Here is a 16,594-nt window from a genome sequence, read left to right on the forward strand (position 1 = left end):
AAGGGCTTGATAGGCGCATCGACAGCCGGGAGGGGCCACATGCCAGAGTTGAACGATCTTTTGCCGATGCTGGTGCTTATCGCCCTGATCGGAGGCTTTGCCGGGGTTTTGGCAGGGCTGCTGGGCGTCGGTGGGGGGATTGTCTTGGTCCCCGCGTTTTTCTATGCGCTGCAATCGCTCGGCTATGACGGGCCACAGCTGATGCAGATTTGCCTTGCGACATCACTGGCGACGATCATCGTCACCTCTGCGCGTTCGGTCCATGCACATAATAAAAAGGGCGCGGTCGATTGGGAAATCCTGCGCACGTGGGCGCCGGGGATCATGGTGGGGGCCATCTTGGGCGTGCTGCTGGTGGCGCAATTACGCACCCAGACGCTTCAGGCGATCTTTGGCGGACTGGCGCTGATTGTCGGGCTCTACCTAGGGTTCGGGCGCAGCGATTGGCGCTTGGGAGAGACCATGCCGCGTGGCATCAAACGTGCGACCCTGTCGCCGATGGTCGGGTTTCTGTCGGTGCTGATGGGGATCGGAGGCGGCAGCTTTGGCGTGCCGCTGATGACGCTCCATGGTCGGCCCATTCACCGGGCCGTGGCCACGGCGGCGGGCTTTGGGCTTTTGATCGCCGTGCCCTCGGTGATTGCCTTTCTCTTCGTTGATATCGCGCAAAGCCGCCCGCCCTTGACCATCGGCGCGGTTAATCTAGGTGCCTTCGGGGTCGTCGTGACAATGACGCTCATCACCGCGCCTTGGGGCGTGCGGTTGGCCCATGCGATGGACCCCAAGCCGCTCAGACGGGTCTTTGCCGTGTTTCTGGTGCTGGTGGCGCTAAATATGTTGAGAAAAGCACTTTGGGGCTGAGTTGACCCGTTTTTGACCTTAAACCTGCCGGAATGTGATGGTTTCTGCCCAATTTCGGACAATGTTCATCAAATTGCCGCAATCTCGACACAAACGACTGGCTTACTGCCTTAACAAACGCAGAATCATCCGAACCAAGGGACGTGACGAGATGCGCCGAAGCGGGACCAAAGCGATCATCCTCAAAGGGCAGGGCAGTGACCTCGCCTATTGGAAACCTGCGCGCCGTGGCCGTCGGGCATTTCGCTTTGACGGGATGTTCACCCGCGAAACCAGCCTGACATTTGCCCGTGCCTCGGTGCCCGCGGCCAATTACAACGCGACCCCGATGGGCCTCCACGATGCCACGAACGGCGAAGCGGCTCTTATTTTCCTGAACGAGATCGTCCAGCGTCGCGGCGCCTAAGGCCGCGCTAGTCGCGCCGCCGCGCCAGTTTCGCCGCGCGGCCCCCGCGCCGTTTTGCGTGGGCGCTTTCACGTTGGGGCAACTCCGCCATGATGGCGCGGCGCTCCTCCGCGCTCATCGCCGACCAGCGGCCAATCTCATCAATCGACCGCAGACAGCCCGTGCAGAGTCGGCTTTCGGGGTGCACCACGCAGATGTTGATGCAGGGGCTTTCGACCTCATTGCGCTGCCAGAGCTTCTTAGTCACGGCGCATCACCTGCAAACGGTCCAGCAGCCCCTGAAGGATATAGCCCGCGGCCACATGGTCGATCACCTCGGCGCGGCGTTTGCGGGTGGTGTCGGCCTCTAGCAATGCGCGTTCGGCGGCCACGGTCGACAGCCGCTCGTCCCAATAGGTGATGGGCAGCGGCGTGAGCCGGTCGAAGTTGCGGGCGAAAGCGCGGGTCGATTGGCAGCGCGGCCCTTCTGAGCCGTCCATATTGCGCGGCAATCCCAAAACCAGCCCACCGATACGGCGCTCGGCGATGATCTCGGCCAGACGGGCGGCATCCACGCCGAATTTCTTGCGCCGCACGGTTTCCAGCGGGGTGGCGACGGATTGGAAGCTGTCACTCACCGCGACGCCGATGGTCTTTTCGCCCAGATCAAGCCCGATCAGCGCCTGCATCGGGGGCAGGGCGGCGATGAAATCTGCCGTGTCGTCGTAAATCATCCTGCCACTCCTGCACGTTCTCCGGCGCTGCGGATCATGTCCAGCGCCGCATTATCGCCTGAAAAGACCTCAAGCGCGTTGTCATAGACCGCGCGGGCCTGATCGGTGTCCCCCAAAACGCCGAGCGATGTGATCAGCCGCGCCCAGTCCTGCGGGGGGCCTCCTTCGCTGGCCAGACGATCCGACAGGCCAGCCACCATGCCGCCGATCATTTCCATCCGGTCGTCCGCGCTCATCTCCGAGGCGGCTTCAATGTCTTCGGCGGATGGCCCCCGCGCAGGGGCGCCGGTGCCGATCTGAGGCATTTCGTAATTCACCCCGGCAAGGCTGGCGACCTGCGAAATCTGCGCGCGGATCGGCTCGATCCATGCCGCATCCGCAGGCCCGCGCCGCAACAGCGCGTCCCAAATGCGGAAACCGACATCCGGCCGCCCAGTCTGCACCATCATCAGGCCAAGGTAATAGCGTGCGCGGCCATCCTGCTCATCGCGGTTGAGCACTTCCCGCAGGGCGGTTTCCGCCTCGGGAGAGACATAGCCCCCCGCGGCGAGCACCAAAAGTTCGGCGTAATCTGCGATGTCCTTCGCGGTCCGGTCCGCGCCTTTGAGACGCAGCACATTGCCCTGCGCCTCGGCTGCGGCGGCGAAATTATCGACACGGGCCTCGTTCTGCGCCAACAGGGTCTGGCCCTGCAAATCCTCGGGCCGTTCTTTGACCGTGGCGCGAAGCTGCTGCATCAGCGCGAGGTAATCCGCGCTCAGCCCCTCGGTACTGGGGCTGGCAGGCAGGCTTTCCACCGCGCTTTGCTGGCTGGGGCGGTTGCGGCGCATGTCTTCGGCAAAGGCGATGCGGTCTGCCAAGGCCAGATCGCCATAGCCGGGCTGCCCCAGATGCCAGTAGAGCGCCAGTGAACCGGCACCCAAGACCACGACCCCTGCGATCAGCACGACGGGCGGGGGCCGCGAGGTGTTTTGCTTGCCCCCATCCTGCGCGGCATCGGCGGCAAGGATGCGGCGCGAAATCTCGGTGCGGATCCGGACGGCATCGGCCTCAGACACCACACCGCGGGCGAGGTCACGCTCGACCTCGTCCAATTGGTCGCGGTAGACCTTGAGGTCATAATCCGCCTGCGCGGGCAGGGGCGTATCCGCGCCGCGCCACGCGGCCCGCGCTAGAAAACCGCCCACGACAAGCGCCATCGCGCCAGAGAGAAACCAAAATATCATGCCCTCTACCTAACCTTTGACCGGCCCCGACAAAAGACCGCAAATGCCGCGCCCCCTGCGGCATTTTTCACCAATCGCGCCACATGTCGCAAAACCGCATCCAAATGCCGTGGTGGTCATTTCGAATATCTGCTCCTAGGCTCAGAACAGACCTCAGCCGCCCGCGCGGCCCGAATCCTTGCCGGGAAGTGAAGTGATGAAGAAATACTCCGTTTTCGCAGTGGCCCGAGAGGCCATGCGCCATCATACGGGCTGGACCCGCGCGTGGCGCGATGCGCAGCCCAAGAAACGCTATGATGTGATCATCGTCGGCGCAGGCGGGCATGGGCTGGCCACGGCCTATTATCTGGGCAAGAATTTCGGCATCACCAATGTAGCGGTGCTTGAAAAGGGATGGCTCGGCGGTGGTAACACCGGGCGCAATACGACGATCATCCGCTCGAACTATCTGCAAGACCCTTCGGCCGCGATCTATGAAAAGGCGCGCAGCCTTTACGAGACGATGAGCCAGGATTTGAACTACAACGTCATGTTCAGCCCCCGCGGGGTGATCATGCTGGCGCAGACCGAACATGAGGTGCGCGGCTATCAGCGCACGGCGCATGCCAACGCGCTTCAGGGCGTCAGCACCGAATTCATCGGGCCGGACCGGGTTAAACAACTGGTGCCGATCATCAACATCGACGGGCCGCGCTATCCGGTGCTCGGCGGATTGTGGCAAGCCCGCGGCGGCACGGCGCGGCATGATGCGGTGGCTTGGGGCTATGCGCGGGCCTGTTCGGATATGGGCATGGACATCATCCAGAAATGCGAGGTCACCGGCGTGCGCCAGACGGGCGGTAAGGTCACCGGCGTCAGCACCACGCGCGGCGATATTGAGTGCGATAAGCTGGGCATGGTGGTGGCCGGGCATTCCGGGCAGTTGGCGAATATGGCGGGCTTCCGTCTGCCGATGGAAAGCGTGGCCCTGCAAGCGCTGGTCAGCGAGCCGATCAAACCCTGTATGGATGTGGTCGTGATGGCCAATACGGTGCACGGCTACATGAGCCAGTCCGACAAGGGCGAGATGGTCATCGGTGGCGGCACGGATGGCTACAACAACTACACCCAACGCGGCAGCTTTCATCATATCGAAGAGACCGTGCGCGCGCTGGTTGAGACCTTCCCGATGATTTCACGGCTCAAGATGTTGCGGCAGTGGGGCGGGATCGTGGATGTGACCGGCGACCGCTCTCCGATCCTCAGCAAGACCCCGGTGGAGGGGGTCTTTATCAACGGCGGTTGGGGCACGGGCGGGTTCAAGGCGATCCCCGGGTCGGGCTGGGGTTTTGCCGAGTTGATGGCCAAGGGGCATTCGCCGCTGACCGACGCCTTTGGGCTAGAGCGGTTCGCCGAAGGCCGCTTTATCGACGAATCCGTGGCCGCCGGGGTGGCGCATTGATGTTGCGGATCGGCCACAAGTCGCTGAAGCGTTGTATTGCGCGGAACGATTTCGCCCGCGCTGGAGTTGCCTGTTCAGACATTGAATATAACGGAGCTGAACAATGGCAACCCCGGAAAACAACCGTACCGATCATACCGACCACACAAACACCACCACGACCACAACAACGACGGACCGTGGTGGCAGCAGCGGCCTTGCCTTTATCGTTGGCGCGGTTGTCGTTGTCGTGGCTCTGCTGGCCTACTTCCTCTTTGCAGGTGGCGACATCGACGGTGCGAATGACGTTAACATCAACGTCGAAGGCGCAACCGAAAGCACAGGCGAAGCCATCGAAGGCGCAGCCGAAAGCACAGCGGACGCCGTCGAAGAGACAGCCACACCGACTGAATAAACCGACTTTGGCAGCGTCCCGCGTGGCGCTGCCCTTTCATGACCAACGCCGTTCCGCGCTTTTGCGCCGGGGCGGCGTTTTGCCGTTCTCCATACGACAAGGAGCCTGCCCATGCTGATCCTCACCTGTCCTTGCTGTCATGTCACCGCCGAGGAGACAGAGTTTCACGGCGGCGGTGAAGCGCATCTGAAACGTGTCGGCCCCGGCGGCGCGGACGACGATTTCGAGAGCTATCTGTTCATGCGCGAGAACCCGAAGGGAGTGCATCTGGAGCGGTGGCGCCATGTCTATGGCTGTGGCAAGTGGTTTCACATGGCCCGTGATACCGCTACGCTTGAGGTCTTTGGCAGCTATGCGGCCCAGACCCTCGCCCCGCCCGATCACATCCGTGATGCGATCCGCAAACGCCATCCCGACTGGCAGTGGCGCAGCGCCAACTAGCCCCGTTCGGTTCCGATCCCCACATCGGCATCCCTCTTTCTTCAGCCCGCAAGGTTTTCCAAGATGAGCACAAGACTGGCCACAGGCGGCCGCCTGCTGAACAAAAGCAAACCGCTGAGTTTCACCTTCAACGGCAAGCAAATGCGCGGCTATGAGGGCGACACACTGGCCTCGGCTCTGCTGGCCAACGATCAGGTGTTGGTCGGGCGCTCGTTCAAGTACCACCGCCCGCGCGGCATCGTGACCTCCGGCCCCGAAGAACCCAACGGTTTGGTGGGGCTGGGCCAAGAGGGGCAGTTCGAGCCCAATGCCCGTGTTACGACGACCGAACTGCATGAAGGGTTGGAAGCGGCGAGCCAGAACCATTGGCCGAGCCTTGAGTTCGATGTCGGCGCCCTTAACAAACACCTCAGCCGCTTTCTGCCCGCGGGGTTCTACTACAAGATGTTCATGCATCCGCGCCCACTGTGGAAGCATCTCTACGAGCCGATCATCCGCCATTCCGCAGGCCTGGGCAAAGCGCCAAAGGCGGCGGATGCGGATACCTATGAACACTTCCACGCCTTCTGCGACGTGCTGGTCATCGGCGGCGGGGTCGCGGGGCTGCAAGCGGCGCTGGCGGCGGGGCTGAGCGGCGCGCGGGTCATCGTGATGGAGCAATCCGCCCATTGGGGCGGGCGTGCGCCGGTCGACGGCGGCACAGTGGACGGCGCACTGGTTGAGGATTGGATTGCCCAAACGCTCGACCGTCTGCGCGGCATGGAGAATGTCGACCTGCGCGACCGGACCATGGGCGCGGGTGTCTACGATCACGGCTATGTGCTGGGCTATGAGCGGATACGCGATCATGTGCCGGAGGATGCCGGACCACGCCACCGGCTGTGGCGCGTTCGGGCCGGGCATGTGATCACCGCGACAGGCGCGATTGAGCGGCCTTTGAGCTTTGCGGGCAATGACGTGCCCGGCGTTATGCTGGCCTCGGCCATGCGCGACTATGTGGCGAATTACGGGGTCTCGCCGGGGGACCGCACTGTTCTGGTCACCAATAACGACAACGCCTATCTTACCGCCATTGCGCTGAAACAGGCGGGGCTGGATGTGCCTGCCGTGCTAGATGCCCGGGTATTGCCACAAGATAGCGAATTGGTCGCAAAGGCCAAAGCGCTCGGCATTCGGGTGGTCATGGGCCATGCGGTTTCCTCGGTTCAGGGGGGCAAGCGCGTGACCGGCGTGGCGGTCTGTTCGCAGGCGGGCGAAGGCGCGGTGCTGGAAGAGATCGCCTGCGACGCCGTCGCCATGTCGGGCGGCTGGTCGCCCGTGGTGCACCTGTGGTCCCATTGCGGCGGCAAGCTGACATGGGACAAGACGCATGCCTGTTTCCGCCCCGATCAGGATCATCCGCCCACCGGGGCGGATGGCCACGGTTTCGTCACGCCCGCGGGGGCTGCGGCGGGGGTCTTCGCGCTCGACGACGTGTTGCACGACGCCCATGCCGCCGCCGATGGGGTGGCCACCTCGCTCGGGTTCAAGATGCCGCGCGATTTCACCTCGCCCGAGGCCGTGCGTCGCGAGGAAGCGCCGATGATGCCGGTCTGGCAAATGCCGCAGGGCGCCAGCGTCAAACTGCGCGAGAAGACCTTTCTCGATTACCAGAACGACGTGAAAGTCTCAGATGTGCGTCTGGCCGCGCAAGAGGGCTTCGTCTCGGTTGAACATGCCAAACGCTATACTACGCTCGGCATGGCCACGGATCAGGGGAAGCTCAGCAATATCAACGGGCTGGCCGCGCTAGCAGGCGCGCTGGACGCCGAGATCCCCAGCGTTGGCACCACCACCTTCCGCCCGCCTTATCACCCGATCTCGATGGGGGCGATTGCGGGGGCGGCGCGGGGCGATACCTTCCAACCGATCCGCCGCACTCCGCTGCATGATTGGCACGCGGCCAATGGCGCGGTGTGGGAGCCGGTCGGCCAATGGCGGCGGCCCTATGCCTATGTGCAAAGCGGCGAAAGCACCCATGACGCGGTGATGCGCGAGGTGTCGAATACGCGGCAAAACCTCGGCCTGCTGGATGCCTCGACACTGGGCAAGCTGATCGTGCGCGGCCCGGATGCGGCGCGGTTCCTCGACATGATGTACACCAATATGATGTCGACGCTGAAGCCCGGCAAATGCCGCTATGGGTTGATGTGCAATGAAAACGGTTTCCTGATCGACGACGGCGTGGTCGCGCGGCTGGATGAGCAGACCTTCCTTTGTCACACGACCACCGGCGGCGCCGACAGCATCCACGCGCATATGGAGGAGTGGCTCCAGACCGAGTGGTGGGATTGGAAAGTGCATGTGGTCAACGCCACCGAAAATTACGCGCAGGTGGCCGTGGTCGGCCCAAATGCGCGCAAATGTCTGGAGAAACTCGGCGGCATGGACCTCAGCCGCGAGGCGCTTGGCTTCATGGAATGGACCGACGGTGAGCTTGGCGGTTTCAAGGTGCGCGTCTTCCGCATCTCTTTCTCGGGCGAGCTGAGCTATGAGATCGCGGTGGAGGCCGGGCAGGGGCAGGCCTTTTGGGACGCGCTGCTGATCGCCGGGCATGACTTGGGCGTTATGCCCTATGGCACGGAATGTCTGCACATCCTGCGCGCCGAGAAGGGTTTTATCATGATCGGGGATGAGACCGACGGCACGGTGATCCCCCAAGACCTTGGCCTCAACTGGGCGATCTCGAAAAAGAAAGACGACTACCTTGGCAAACGCGCCCAGCAGCGCAGCCATATGCAGGACCCGACACGCTGGAAGTTGGTGGGGCTGGAGACCACGGATGGCAGCACCCTGCCGGATGGCGCATATGCGCTTGGCGAAGGAGAGAATGAGAACGGGCAAAAGGTGATGCAGGGGCGTGTGACCTCGACCTATCATTCGCCGACGCTCGAGCGCGGCATTGCCATGGGGCTGGTGCTGAACGGGCCGGACCGGATGGGCGAAGTGCTGACCTTCCCCGGCACCGATGGCAAAACCTATGAGGCGATGATCGTCGACCCGGTGTTTTATGATCCCAAAGGGGAGAAACAGAATGTCTGAACCCGTGACCGCGTTGAAGAACGCCCGCTATGACGCTGGTATCGCTACGATTTCCGAAGTCGCGCCCTTGGGTATGATCACCATTCGCGGCGATCTGGATGCCCCCTATGTCCGCAAGGTGACCAAAAAACTCACCGGCGTTGACCGCCCGGAGCACGGGCAGTGCCAGTTCGAAGGCGCAGCCGGTGTGGCTTGGATGTCGCCCGACGAACTGCTGCTTTTATGTCCGCATACGCAGGTGCCAGAGGTGCTGGCCCGGCTGCATGCGGCCTTTGAGGATACCCATACCACAGCGGTGGATGTCTCTGGCGCGCGGGCGGTATTCCGCGTCGAAGGCCCCCATGCGCGCGAGGTGCTGGCCAAGCTGGCGCCGGTTGACCTCGCCCCCGGTCAGTTCACCTCCGGCATGTTCCGCCGCACCCGCATGGGGCAGGTGCCAGCGGCCTTTTGGCTGCGCGAAGACGGTGCCTTTGAGGTGATCTGCTTTCGGTCGGTTGCCCAGTATATGTTCGACCTGCTCAGTGTCGCGGCCCAGCCCGGCAGCGAGGTGGGCCATTTCCAAACGGTATAAGTCGGGAGAAAAACTGACTATTTCGCTTGGAACGGATGTGATTTGCAGACGTTGACCTTGACGTTGGCGCTTGATCCCCATCAAGTGGCCGCAGCGAAATTCCCAAATGAGGAGGCCCAGAAATGGCTTTTGAACTTCCCGATCTCCCCTATGCCCACGACGCGCTTGCATCCAAAGGCATGTCCAAGGAAACGCTGGAATACCACCACGACAAGCACCACAACGCCTATGTGACCAACGGCAACAAGGCGATCGAAGGCACCGAGTGGGAGGGCAAGACCCTCGAAGAGATCATCAAGGGCACCTATGACCCGAACGCCGTGGCGCAGTCCGGCATTTTCAACAACATCAGCCAGCTGTGGAACCACAACCAGTTCTGGGAAATGATGAGCCCCGAAGACAACAAGCTTCCCGGCGAGCTGGAAAAAGCGATCACCGAGAGCTTTGGTTCCGTCGACAAGTTTAAGGATGAGTTCAAAGCCGCAGGCGCGGGCCAGTTCGGCTCGGGCTGGGCGTGGCTGGTTAAGGATAAAGACGGCAGCCTGAAGGTCACCAAGACCGAGAACGGCGTGAACCCGATCTGCTTTGACCAAACGGCACTGCTGGGCTGCGACGTGTGGGAACACTCCTACTACATCGACTTCCGCAACGCGCGCCCCGACTACCTTTCGAACTTCCTCGACAATCTGGTGAACTGGGACAACGTCGCCTCGCGTCTGTGACGTGACCGTCCGGCCCTCGGGTCGGCCCCGAGTGACAGACAGAACCCCGCAGCCTGCTGCGGGGTTTTTTCGTTGGAACCCAAGCCCCTTCGCGGATGTTTTTCCCCTGAGACTTCACGTCAAAAAAGGAGGACAACATGGCCGAGCGGAAACGATCCAACGACGGTACCAAGGAAACGGAAAAATTCCTCTCCGAGACTGAGACGCCAGACCAAGGTGGCCGCGCCGGGGGTGACTTGCAAAAGGACGTGGGCACCCAAGATGCCATGCGCCGCGCCGAGAAGGGCGAAGACGGCGTGACCCGTGTCACCGGCGAAGACAAACGCAACCACGGAGAGCCTTCATGACCAAACTCAGCCAAGATACATGGGTGCTGATCGCGGACGGCGAAAAAGCCCTTTTCCTGCAAAACCACACGGATGGCGAAGACCCTTATCTTCAGGTCGTGCGCAAGGAAGAGCAGGAAAATCCCCCGACGCGGGAACAAGCCGCCAACCGCCCCGGACGTATGAGCGACGGGCCCAGCGGGCACCGCTCTGCCTTTGACGATACCGATTGGCACGAGCTGGAAAAAGAGCGCTTTGCCAAAGACTTGGCGGACATTCTTTACAAGCTTGCCCACAAGGGACGTTTCGAGCGGATCGTTCTGGTGGCGCCACCCGCCGTGTTGGGTGATCTGCGCGATGATCTTCACAAAGAGGTGCGGAACAAGGTCGTGGGCGAAATCCCCAAGACCCTGACCAACCACCCCATTGATGAGATCGAAAAGATCGTGGCCGGGGAACTGGCCCAGGCCTGACTTTTCCCTTGGCGCGGGAATTGATTGCCTTCACAAGGAAGCAGTCTACCGCGCCAAGGATTTCCAATGACCGACACCACCAAGGGTTTCGCCGCCATGATCGCGGCCTGCTGCATCTGGGGGCTGTCGTCGATCTTCTATAAATTGTTGTCGCATGTGCCCGCCGCCGAGGTGCTCGCGCATCGTACCCTATGGTCGCTGGTGTTTTTCATCATCGTCTTGACGGTACAGCGGCGTCTGCGGGCGGTATTCGACGCGATGGCGGGGCCGCGGGCCTTTGGTCTGCTCGCCTTCGCGGCGCTGGTGATCGCGACGAACTGGTATCTTTTCATCTCAGCGGTGCAGAGCGGGCAGGCGACCGAGGCCGCTTTGGGCTACTACATCTTCCCGCTGGTCTCCGTCCTGCTGGGGCGGCTGGTCTTTGGCGAGCGGCTGAGCCCTGTGCAGCTCTTCTCGGTCGGTTTGGTCACCGTGGCCGTCTCATTTCTCACCTATGGGCTGGGCACCGCGCCCTGGCTCGCCCTGGCGCTGGCGGCCTCCTTCGGGCTTTATGGGTTGGCGAAAAAGCGGTTGGCGGTGGGGCCGGTGGTCTCCGTCACGGCGGAGGTGCTGCTTTTGTCGCCCCTCGCGGTGCTCGTGCTGTGGCAAACGGGTGACAATGGGGCCGGGGCTTTTGGTGGCTCAGTCCGCGATACGGCGCTCTTGATGCTTGCCGGTCCGATCACGGCGACACCGCTGATCCTGTTCAGCTACGCCGCGCGGCGGCTGTCGATGGCGACGGCCGGATTGCTAAGCTATATCAACCCGACCTTGCAGTTTTTCTGCGCCGTGGTCCTGTTCCAAGAGCCGTTCACCGGCTGGCATGTCCAAGCCTTCGTGCTGATTTGGTGCGCCTTGGCGCTCTACTCGGTCAGCACGTTCCGTCAGGACAAAGCGCGGCGCAAGGCGGTGAGGGCAGCATCGGCATCGGTGACGACGGTAACGTAATCCAACAGGGTCGCATCGGCAAAACCATGGGTCACGACATGGTTCATAAGTGACATGAAGGGATCCCAGTATCCATTTGTGTTCACAAGGAAAATCGGTTTTTCATGTAGGCCCAACTGGCGCCATGTCAGCACCTCGAAAAGCTCATCCAGCGATCCCGCGCCACCGGGCAAAACGGCTACGGCATCACAGTTCATGAACATCACTTTTTTGCGCTCATGCATCGTCTCGGTTACGATGTAGCGGGTCAGATCGGTCTTGCCGACTTCCCATGCAACAAGATGCGCGGGGATCACGCCAAAGGTGTCTCCGCCAGCCGCTTGGGCGGCACGGGCGACGCTGCCCATCAGGCCGACATCCCCCGCGCCATAGACCAGCCGCAGCCCGGCTTCGGCCAGACCACGGCCCAGCGTTTCGGCGTCTTGGGTGAAGGCATCGTCATCGCCGGGGCGGGAGCCGCAATAGACACAGACAGAATGTTGCATGGTAAAGCGTCCTGATGATTAGGAAAATTCGGCGCGGATCGTCTGCGCTTTTGACCCCTGTTAGCCTGCTTGCTAAAAAGGCTCAACCACAGGGGAAGTAGAAGATGTTCAAGGGATTTGGCCGGTTTGGCGGCATGGGGGCGATGGCGGCGGGCGCCTTTGCGGCGGCGGTGCTGGCGCTTGGCGCGTGGATCGGCAGCAAGCGCAGCGGGCCGGAGGAGGCAGGGCAAACCACGGTGGCCGTACTCCCCGAACGCGATGCCACCCCAGAGAACGCCACGCTTGTGCCAAATGCCGTGCAGGGCGTTTCCGTGGGCCCCGAAGACGCGGCAGCGACGGAGCCCACGGTCACACAGCAAGCGACAGAGCCGCAAGCGCCAGAGCCGCAGGCCCCAGCCTTTGACGAAGTGCGCCGCGAAAGCGATGGGATGACCGTGATCGCAGGCCGCGCGGCCCCCGGCAGCAGCGTGGCAGTGTTGAAAGACGGCAAGGAGATCGCCACCGCCACCGCCGATGGGTCCGGAAAGTTCGCGACCCTCGCGATGATCCCCCCCGACGGCAAGGGCCATGTGCTGACGCTTTTGGGGCAGGACGGTGAGACCAAGCTCGCCTCGGAAGAAGAAATCATCCTCACGCCGAACGCAGCGCCTCTGCAGATGGCAGAGGCGGACACCACGCTCGAGCAAAGCCCGCTTGGGATTGCGGAGGAGGGCGCGGACCCCGGTGGCGAGGCGGCAGCAGACGAGGGTGCCGAGCCTGACCCCGCATCGCCGGGCGACGCGCAGGTTGAGTCTGAAGCCTCTGACGTGACCTCGCTTGCCGAGGCGGAGATGACGCGAGAGACGCCTGCGGATCAGACGGCTTCGACCGATGCTCCTGCCGAAGAGCGGGACGAGGCCGCAATCGAGCCCGCCGCGACCGCTCCGGCACAGGCGACCCCGCTCGCCGGGACTGCGACCGCCGAGGCTGAGGAGGCTGCCGAAAGCCAGCCATCATCTGACGACGGTTCGCCAGCGCCCGCCGCTGCAAGCGAGACGGCCACAGCGGAGCAAGAGACCATTGAGGGCGGAGGCCAATCCGAGCCTACGGAAACCGACAGGCCCGGGGGCAGCGCATCAGAGCAAGAGCCTGCCGCAGGCGAAGGAGAGATTGCAAACGTATCCGACCCCACTCAGGCCAAACCGCTTTCCGGAACCGGCACCGCGGAGGGCGCGAACTCCGCCCCAGAGCAAGAGGCTGCCGCGGGTGAAGGAGCGATTGCCAACATATCCGACCCCACCCAAGCCACACCGCTTTCCGGAACTGGCACGGCGGAGGGCGTGAACGCCGCCCCAGAGCAAGAGGCTGCCGCGGGCGAAGGAGAGACTGCCACCGTCTCTGACCCCACTCAGGCCACACCGCTTTCCGAAACCGGCACCGCGGAGGGAGCGGGCTCCGCACCGGAGCAGGACCAAGCCACCGAGGCGGGGGAAGACCTTGCCACCGGCACCGCGCCCTCTCAAGCGACTCCGTTGGCCGGAACGGGCACTGGCGCGGGGTTGGCCGGAACGGGCACTGGCGCGGGGTTGGCCGGAACGGGCACCGGCGCGGGCGACAATACTGCGCCTGACCAAGGGCAACAGGCGACCTCCGACGCCCTAGCCCAAGCCACGCCGCTGGCGGAGACGGGAACGGCGGATCCCGCCACTGGCGCTGCCGATGATACCGCATCCCCTGCGCAGGGGGCCACGACGCCAAATCCCACAACCGATGCCCCCAGCCTCGCGGAACGCGACGCGCCCAGCCCTGAGACCACAAACCCGACGCCCACGAAAGAAACCGACACCACCGCCGCCCCGGCTCAGCCATCTGCGCCAGCCCCGGTGCTGAAATCCACGGCCGAGGGGGTGGAGCGGCTCGACACCGCGCCACCGCAAGTCATGACCAATGTAGCGCTCGACACTATCGGCTATTCCGATCAGGGGGACGTGCAGCTTGCAGGCCGTGCGCAGCCGGACACCAGCGAAGTGCGCGTCTATCTCAACAACAACGCGGTGATCAGCCTGCCGGTCGATCAGGAGGGCCGCTGGCGGGGCGATCTGCCGAACGTCGATGAGGGCGTCTATACCCTGCGCGTGGATGAGCTTTCCCGCGCGGGCGACGTGACCAGCCGGGTGGAGACTCCGTTCAAGCGCGAATCCCCCGAGGTGCTGGCCGCCGCCACCGAAGGGCTGAGCGGCCCGCTGAGCGCTGTGACGGTCCAGAAAGGCGACACGCTCTGGGCGATCTCACGCGAACGCTACGGTGATCCGTTGCTTTACGTGAAGGTGTTCGAGGCCAATAGCGGCAACATCCGCGACCCCGATCTGATCTACCCCGGACAGGTTTTCGATTTGCCCGAAGAACCCGCATCGGAGTGATCCGACGCCCGACCTCAGGGGCCCAAACCGGGGCGGCATTCGCAGCGCGCAGACCGGCTGTGCGCCGCCTCACACTGGCAACCCTTGGCTTTGGGGCCTATGTAGCCTGTAATCACTTCAGGAATTCCCATGCCAGCCGATACAGACCAAACGCCCGCCGCGCGTCAGCGCGACCGCAAAACCCCCAAGCCTGACCGCATCCCCACAGAGGCCGAGATGATCGACGCCGCCGAGCGGCAGTCGGGCTTTTTGGTGCTGCGCAAAGTGGCACCCTACCTCTGGCCCAAGGATATGCCTTGGGTAAAGCGCCGGGTGGTTCTGGCGATGCTGGCGCTGTTGGTGTCGAAGCTGATCATCGTCGCCACGCCGTTCTTTTACCGCGACGCGGTGGATGCGCTGGCGGGCGAGGGCGCGCCGATGCTGGCGCTTGGGGCGATTGGCCTGACCGTGGCCTACGGCATGGCGCGGCTGATGGGCGTGGGCTTTCAACAGGTGCGCGATGCGGTCTTTGCCCGTGTTGGGCAGCGCGCCCTGCGGATGTTGGCGCTTGAGACCTTTCAGCACATCCACAAACTCTCGATGCGCTATCACATCACCCGCAAGACCGGCGGGCTGAGCCGGATCATTGAGCGCGGTGTCAAAGGCGTCGATTTTCTGCTGCGCTTTTTGCTGTTCTCCATCGGGCCGCTGATCCTTGAGCTGATCCTCGTCGGCGTGATCCTCGCCGTTTTGTTCGACATTTGGTATCTGGCGGTCGTGACCGTGACCATCGCGGTCTACGTCTGGTTTACCTTTGCCGTGACCGAATGGCGCGTGCGTCTGCGGCGGCAGATGAACGACAGCGACACCGAGGCCAACCAACGTGCGATCGACAGCCTGCTGAACTATGAGACGGTGAAATACTTCGGCGCCGAGGGCCGTGAGGCCGCGCGTTATGACTTGGCAATGGCGGATTATGAAAACGCGGCAATCAAGACGAACTATTCGCTCGCTTTCCTGAACTTTGGTCAAGCGCTGATCATCACCGCGGGGCTTGTGGGCGTCATGGTCATGGCGGCGATGGGCGTGCAAAGTGGCGAACTCAGCGTCGGTGACTTCGTCATGGTGAACTCCTACATGATCCAATTGACCGTGCCGCTGAACTTCCTTGGCACCGTTTACCGCGAAATCCGTCAGGCGCTGGTGGATATGGGCCAGATGTTCGGCCTGCTCGAACAACCGGCAGAGATTGACGACAAGCCGAATGCGCCGGACCTCAAGGTGACGGGCGGCCATGTGACGCTGGAGAATGTGCGCTTTGCCTATGACACCGACCGTGAAATCCTCAAAGGCATCTCGCTTGAGGCGCGACCGGGAGAGACGGTGGCGATCGTCGGCTCGACGGGCTCGGGCAAATCCACCATCGGGCGGCTGTTGTTCCGGTTCTACGATGTCGCCGGAGGCGCGCTGAAAATCGACGGGCAAGACGTGCGCGATGTGACCCAGCATTCGCTGCATATGGCCATCGGCGTGGTGCCGCAGGATACGGTGCTGTTCAACGACACCATCGGCTATAACATCGCCTACGGACGCGATGGTTCGACGCAGGAAGAGGTCGAAGCCGCCGCCCGCGCTGCACAGATCCACGATTTCATCATGGCGCTGCCGCAGGGGTATAAGACCACGGTGGGCGAGCGGGGGCTGAAACTCTCGGGCGGCGAGAAACAGCGCGTGGGCATCGCCCGGACGTTGCTGAAAGACCCGCCCATCCTGCTGCTGGACGAGGCGACAAGCGCGCTTGACAGTGAGACGGAGCATGAGATTCAAGACGCGCTGCGCCGGGCCGGGCAGGGGCGCACGGTGCTGACCATCGCCCACCGCCTGTCGACCATCGCAGAGGCGGATCGCATCGTCGTGCTGGAGAAGGGCGAGATCATCGAGCAGGGCAGCCACGAGGTGCTCTTGGCCCAAGGCGGGCGTTATGCCCAGCTATGGCAGCGCCAGCAGGCGGAAGAAGAGTAAACGCCGCGCAGGCCCCGCCTTCTGTTTCGGCAGACGGGCGGGGCATTGCCGCCGATGGTGCAAACCT

The 16,594-nt window shown here is 63.0% G+C and carries 17 protein-coding genes; 13 read left to right on the plus strand and 4 right to left on the minus strand.

The features are described from left to right. The first annotated feature begins 39 nt into the window (after positions 1-39). Positions 40-861 carry a sulfite exporter TauE/SafE family protein gene (locus tag B5M07_RS06840; protein ID WP_120350740.1) on the plus strand — a complete coding sequence of 274 codons (822 nt, stop codon included), beginning with the start codon at positions 40-42 and terminating at the stop codon, positions 859-861. 151 nt (positions 862-1,012) lie between these two features. Beyond that, complete coding sequence (locus B5M07_RS06845; RefSeq protein ID WP_120350741.1) at positions 1,013-1,267, plus strand: hypothetical protein; 255 nt, start codon at positions 1,013-1,015, stop codon at positions 1,265-1,267. A 7-nt stretch (positions 1,268-1,274) separates the two neighbouring features. Here B5M07_RS06845 and B5M07_RS06850 read toward each other — a convergent pair whose 3' ends face one another. Genes B5M07_RS06850 through ccmI form a run of 3 tightly spaced genes read right to left on the minus strand, consistent with a single transcriptional unit; the run spans position 1,275 to position 3,206 of the window. Then, complete coding sequence (locus B5M07_RS06850; protein ID WP_120350742.1) at positions 1,275-1,514, minus strand: DUF1289 domain-containing protein; 240 nt, start codon at positions 1,512-1,514, stop codon at positions 1,275-1,277. Next, positions 1,507-1,980, minus strand: a complete 474-nt coding sequence (ruvX, locus tag B5M07_RS06855; RefSeq protein ID WP_120350743.1) for a Holliday junction resolvase RuvX — start codon at positions 1,978-1,980, stop codon at positions 1,507-1,509. Before ruvX ends, B5M07_RS06850 begins: the two co-directional genes overlap by 8 nt. Continuing rightward, positions 1,977-3,206 carry a c-type cytochrome biogenesis protein CcmI gene (gene ccmI, locus B5M07_RS06860; protein ID WP_120350744.1) on the minus strand — a complete coding sequence of 410 codons (1,230 nt, stop codon included), beginning with the start codon at positions 3,204-3,206 and terminating at the stop codon, positions 1,977-1,979. The genes ruvX and ccmI overlap by 4 nt, the downstream gene beginning before the upstream one ends. A gap of 196 nt (positions 3,207-3,402) precedes the next feature. Between ccmI and B5M07_RS06865 the strand changes: the two genes are divergently transcribed. The 9 genes from B5M07_RS06865 (at position 3,403) to rarD (ending at position 11,642) form a co-directional block, all read left to right on the plus strand. Next, complete coding sequence (locus tag B5M07_RS06865) at positions 3,403-4,647, plus strand: sarcosine oxidase subunit beta family protein (protein ID WP_120350745.1); 1,245 nt, start codon at positions 3,403-3,405, stop codon at positions 4,645-4,647. Between the two features lie 103 nt (positions 4,648-4,750). After that, entirely contained in the window at positions 4,751-5,041 is a 291-nt protein-coding gene (locus B5M07_RS06870; protein ID WP_120350746.1) for a hypothetical protein, read from the plus strand. A 111-nt stretch (positions 5,042-5,152) separates the two neighbouring features. Beyond that, positions 5,153-5,482: a sarcosine oxidase subunit delta gene (locus B5M07_RS06875; RefSeq protein ID WP_120350747.1), complete on the plus strand. Its 330-nt coding sequence runs from the start codon at positions 5,153-5,155 to the stop codon at positions 5,480-5,482. A 63-nt stretch (positions 5,483-5,545) separates the two neighbouring features. Further along, positions 5,546-8,563 carry a sarcosine oxidase subunit alpha family protein gene (locus tag B5M07_RS06880; RefSeq protein ID WP_120350748.1) on the plus strand — a complete coding sequence of 1,006 codons (3,018 nt, stop codon included), beginning with the start codon at positions 5,546-5,548 and terminating at the stop codon, positions 8,561-8,563. Then, positions 8,556-9,134, plus strand: a complete 579-nt coding sequence (locus B5M07_RS06885) for a sarcosine oxidase subunit gamma (RefSeq protein ID WP_120350749.1) — start codon at positions 8,556-8,558, stop codon at positions 9,132-9,134. Before B5M07_RS06880 ends, B5M07_RS06885 begins: the two co-directional genes overlap by 8 nt. A 122-nt stretch (positions 9,135-9,256) precedes the next feature. Further along, on the plus strand, positions 9,257-9,856 hold the full coding sequence (locus B5M07_RS06890; RefSeq protein WP_067942327.1) for a superoxide dismutase: 600 nt from the start codon (positions 9,257-9,259) through the stop codon (positions 9,854-9,856). Positions 9,857-9,993: 137 nt separating this feature from the next. Continuing rightward, positions 9,994-10,203 (plus strand): hypothetical protein, encoded by a 210-nt coding sequence (locus tag B5M07_RS06895; RefSeq protein WP_067630683.1) that lies wholly within the window; start codon positions 9,994-9,996, stop codon positions 10,201-10,203. After that, positions 10,200-10,655, plus strand: a complete 456-nt coding sequence (locus B5M07_RS06900) for a host attachment family protein (RefSeq protein ID WP_120350750.1) — start codon at positions 10,200-10,202, stop codon at positions 10,653-10,655. The genes B5M07_RS06895 and B5M07_RS06900 overlap by 4 nt, the downstream gene beginning before the upstream one ends. A 66-nt stretch (positions 10,656-10,721) precedes the next feature. Beyond that, a complete protein-coding gene (gene rarD / locus B5M07_RS06905; RefSeq protein ID WP_120350751.1) occupies positions 10,722-11,642 on the plus strand; it encodes an EamA family transporter RarD in 921 nt (306 codons plus the stop codon). Here the strand turns inward: rarD and B5M07_RS06910 are convergent. Further along, positions 11,579-12,127 (minus strand): TIGR00730 family Rossman fold protein, encoded by a 549-nt coding sequence (locus B5M07_RS06910; protein ID WP_120350752.1) that lies wholly within the window; start codon positions 12,125-12,127, stop codon positions 11,579-11,581. The two genes, rarD and B5M07_RS06910, sit on opposite strands and share 64 nt — an antisense overlap. Before the next feature lie 104 nt (positions 12,128-12,231). Between B5M07_RS06910 and B5M07_RS19550 the strand changes: the two genes are divergently transcribed. Both B5M07_RS19550 and B5M07_RS06920 read left to right on the plus strand, forming a co-directional pair. Next, the gene (locus B5M07_RS19550; protein ID WP_254693973.1) at positions 12,232-14,526 is read left to right on the plus strand and encodes a LysM peptidoglycan-binding domain-containing protein; all 2,295 of its coding nucleotides are present in this window, start codon (positions 12,232-12,234) and stop codon (positions 14,524-14,526) included. A 216-nt stretch (positions 14,527-14,742) separates the two neighbouring features. Next, on the plus strand, positions 14,743-16,527 hold the full coding sequence (locus B5M07_RS06920) for an ABCB family ABC transporter ATP-binding protein/permease (protein WP_132443744.1): 1,785 nt from the start codon (positions 14,743-14,745) through the stop codon (positions 16,525-16,527). Positions 16,528-16,594: the final 67 nt, after the last annotated feature.

Source organism: Sulfitobacter sp. D7 (genome assembly GCF_003611275.1).
GTDB classification, from domain to species: Bacteria; Pseudomonadota; Alphaproteobacteria; order Rhodobacterales; family Rhodobacteraceae; genus Sulfitobacter; species Sulfitobacter profundi.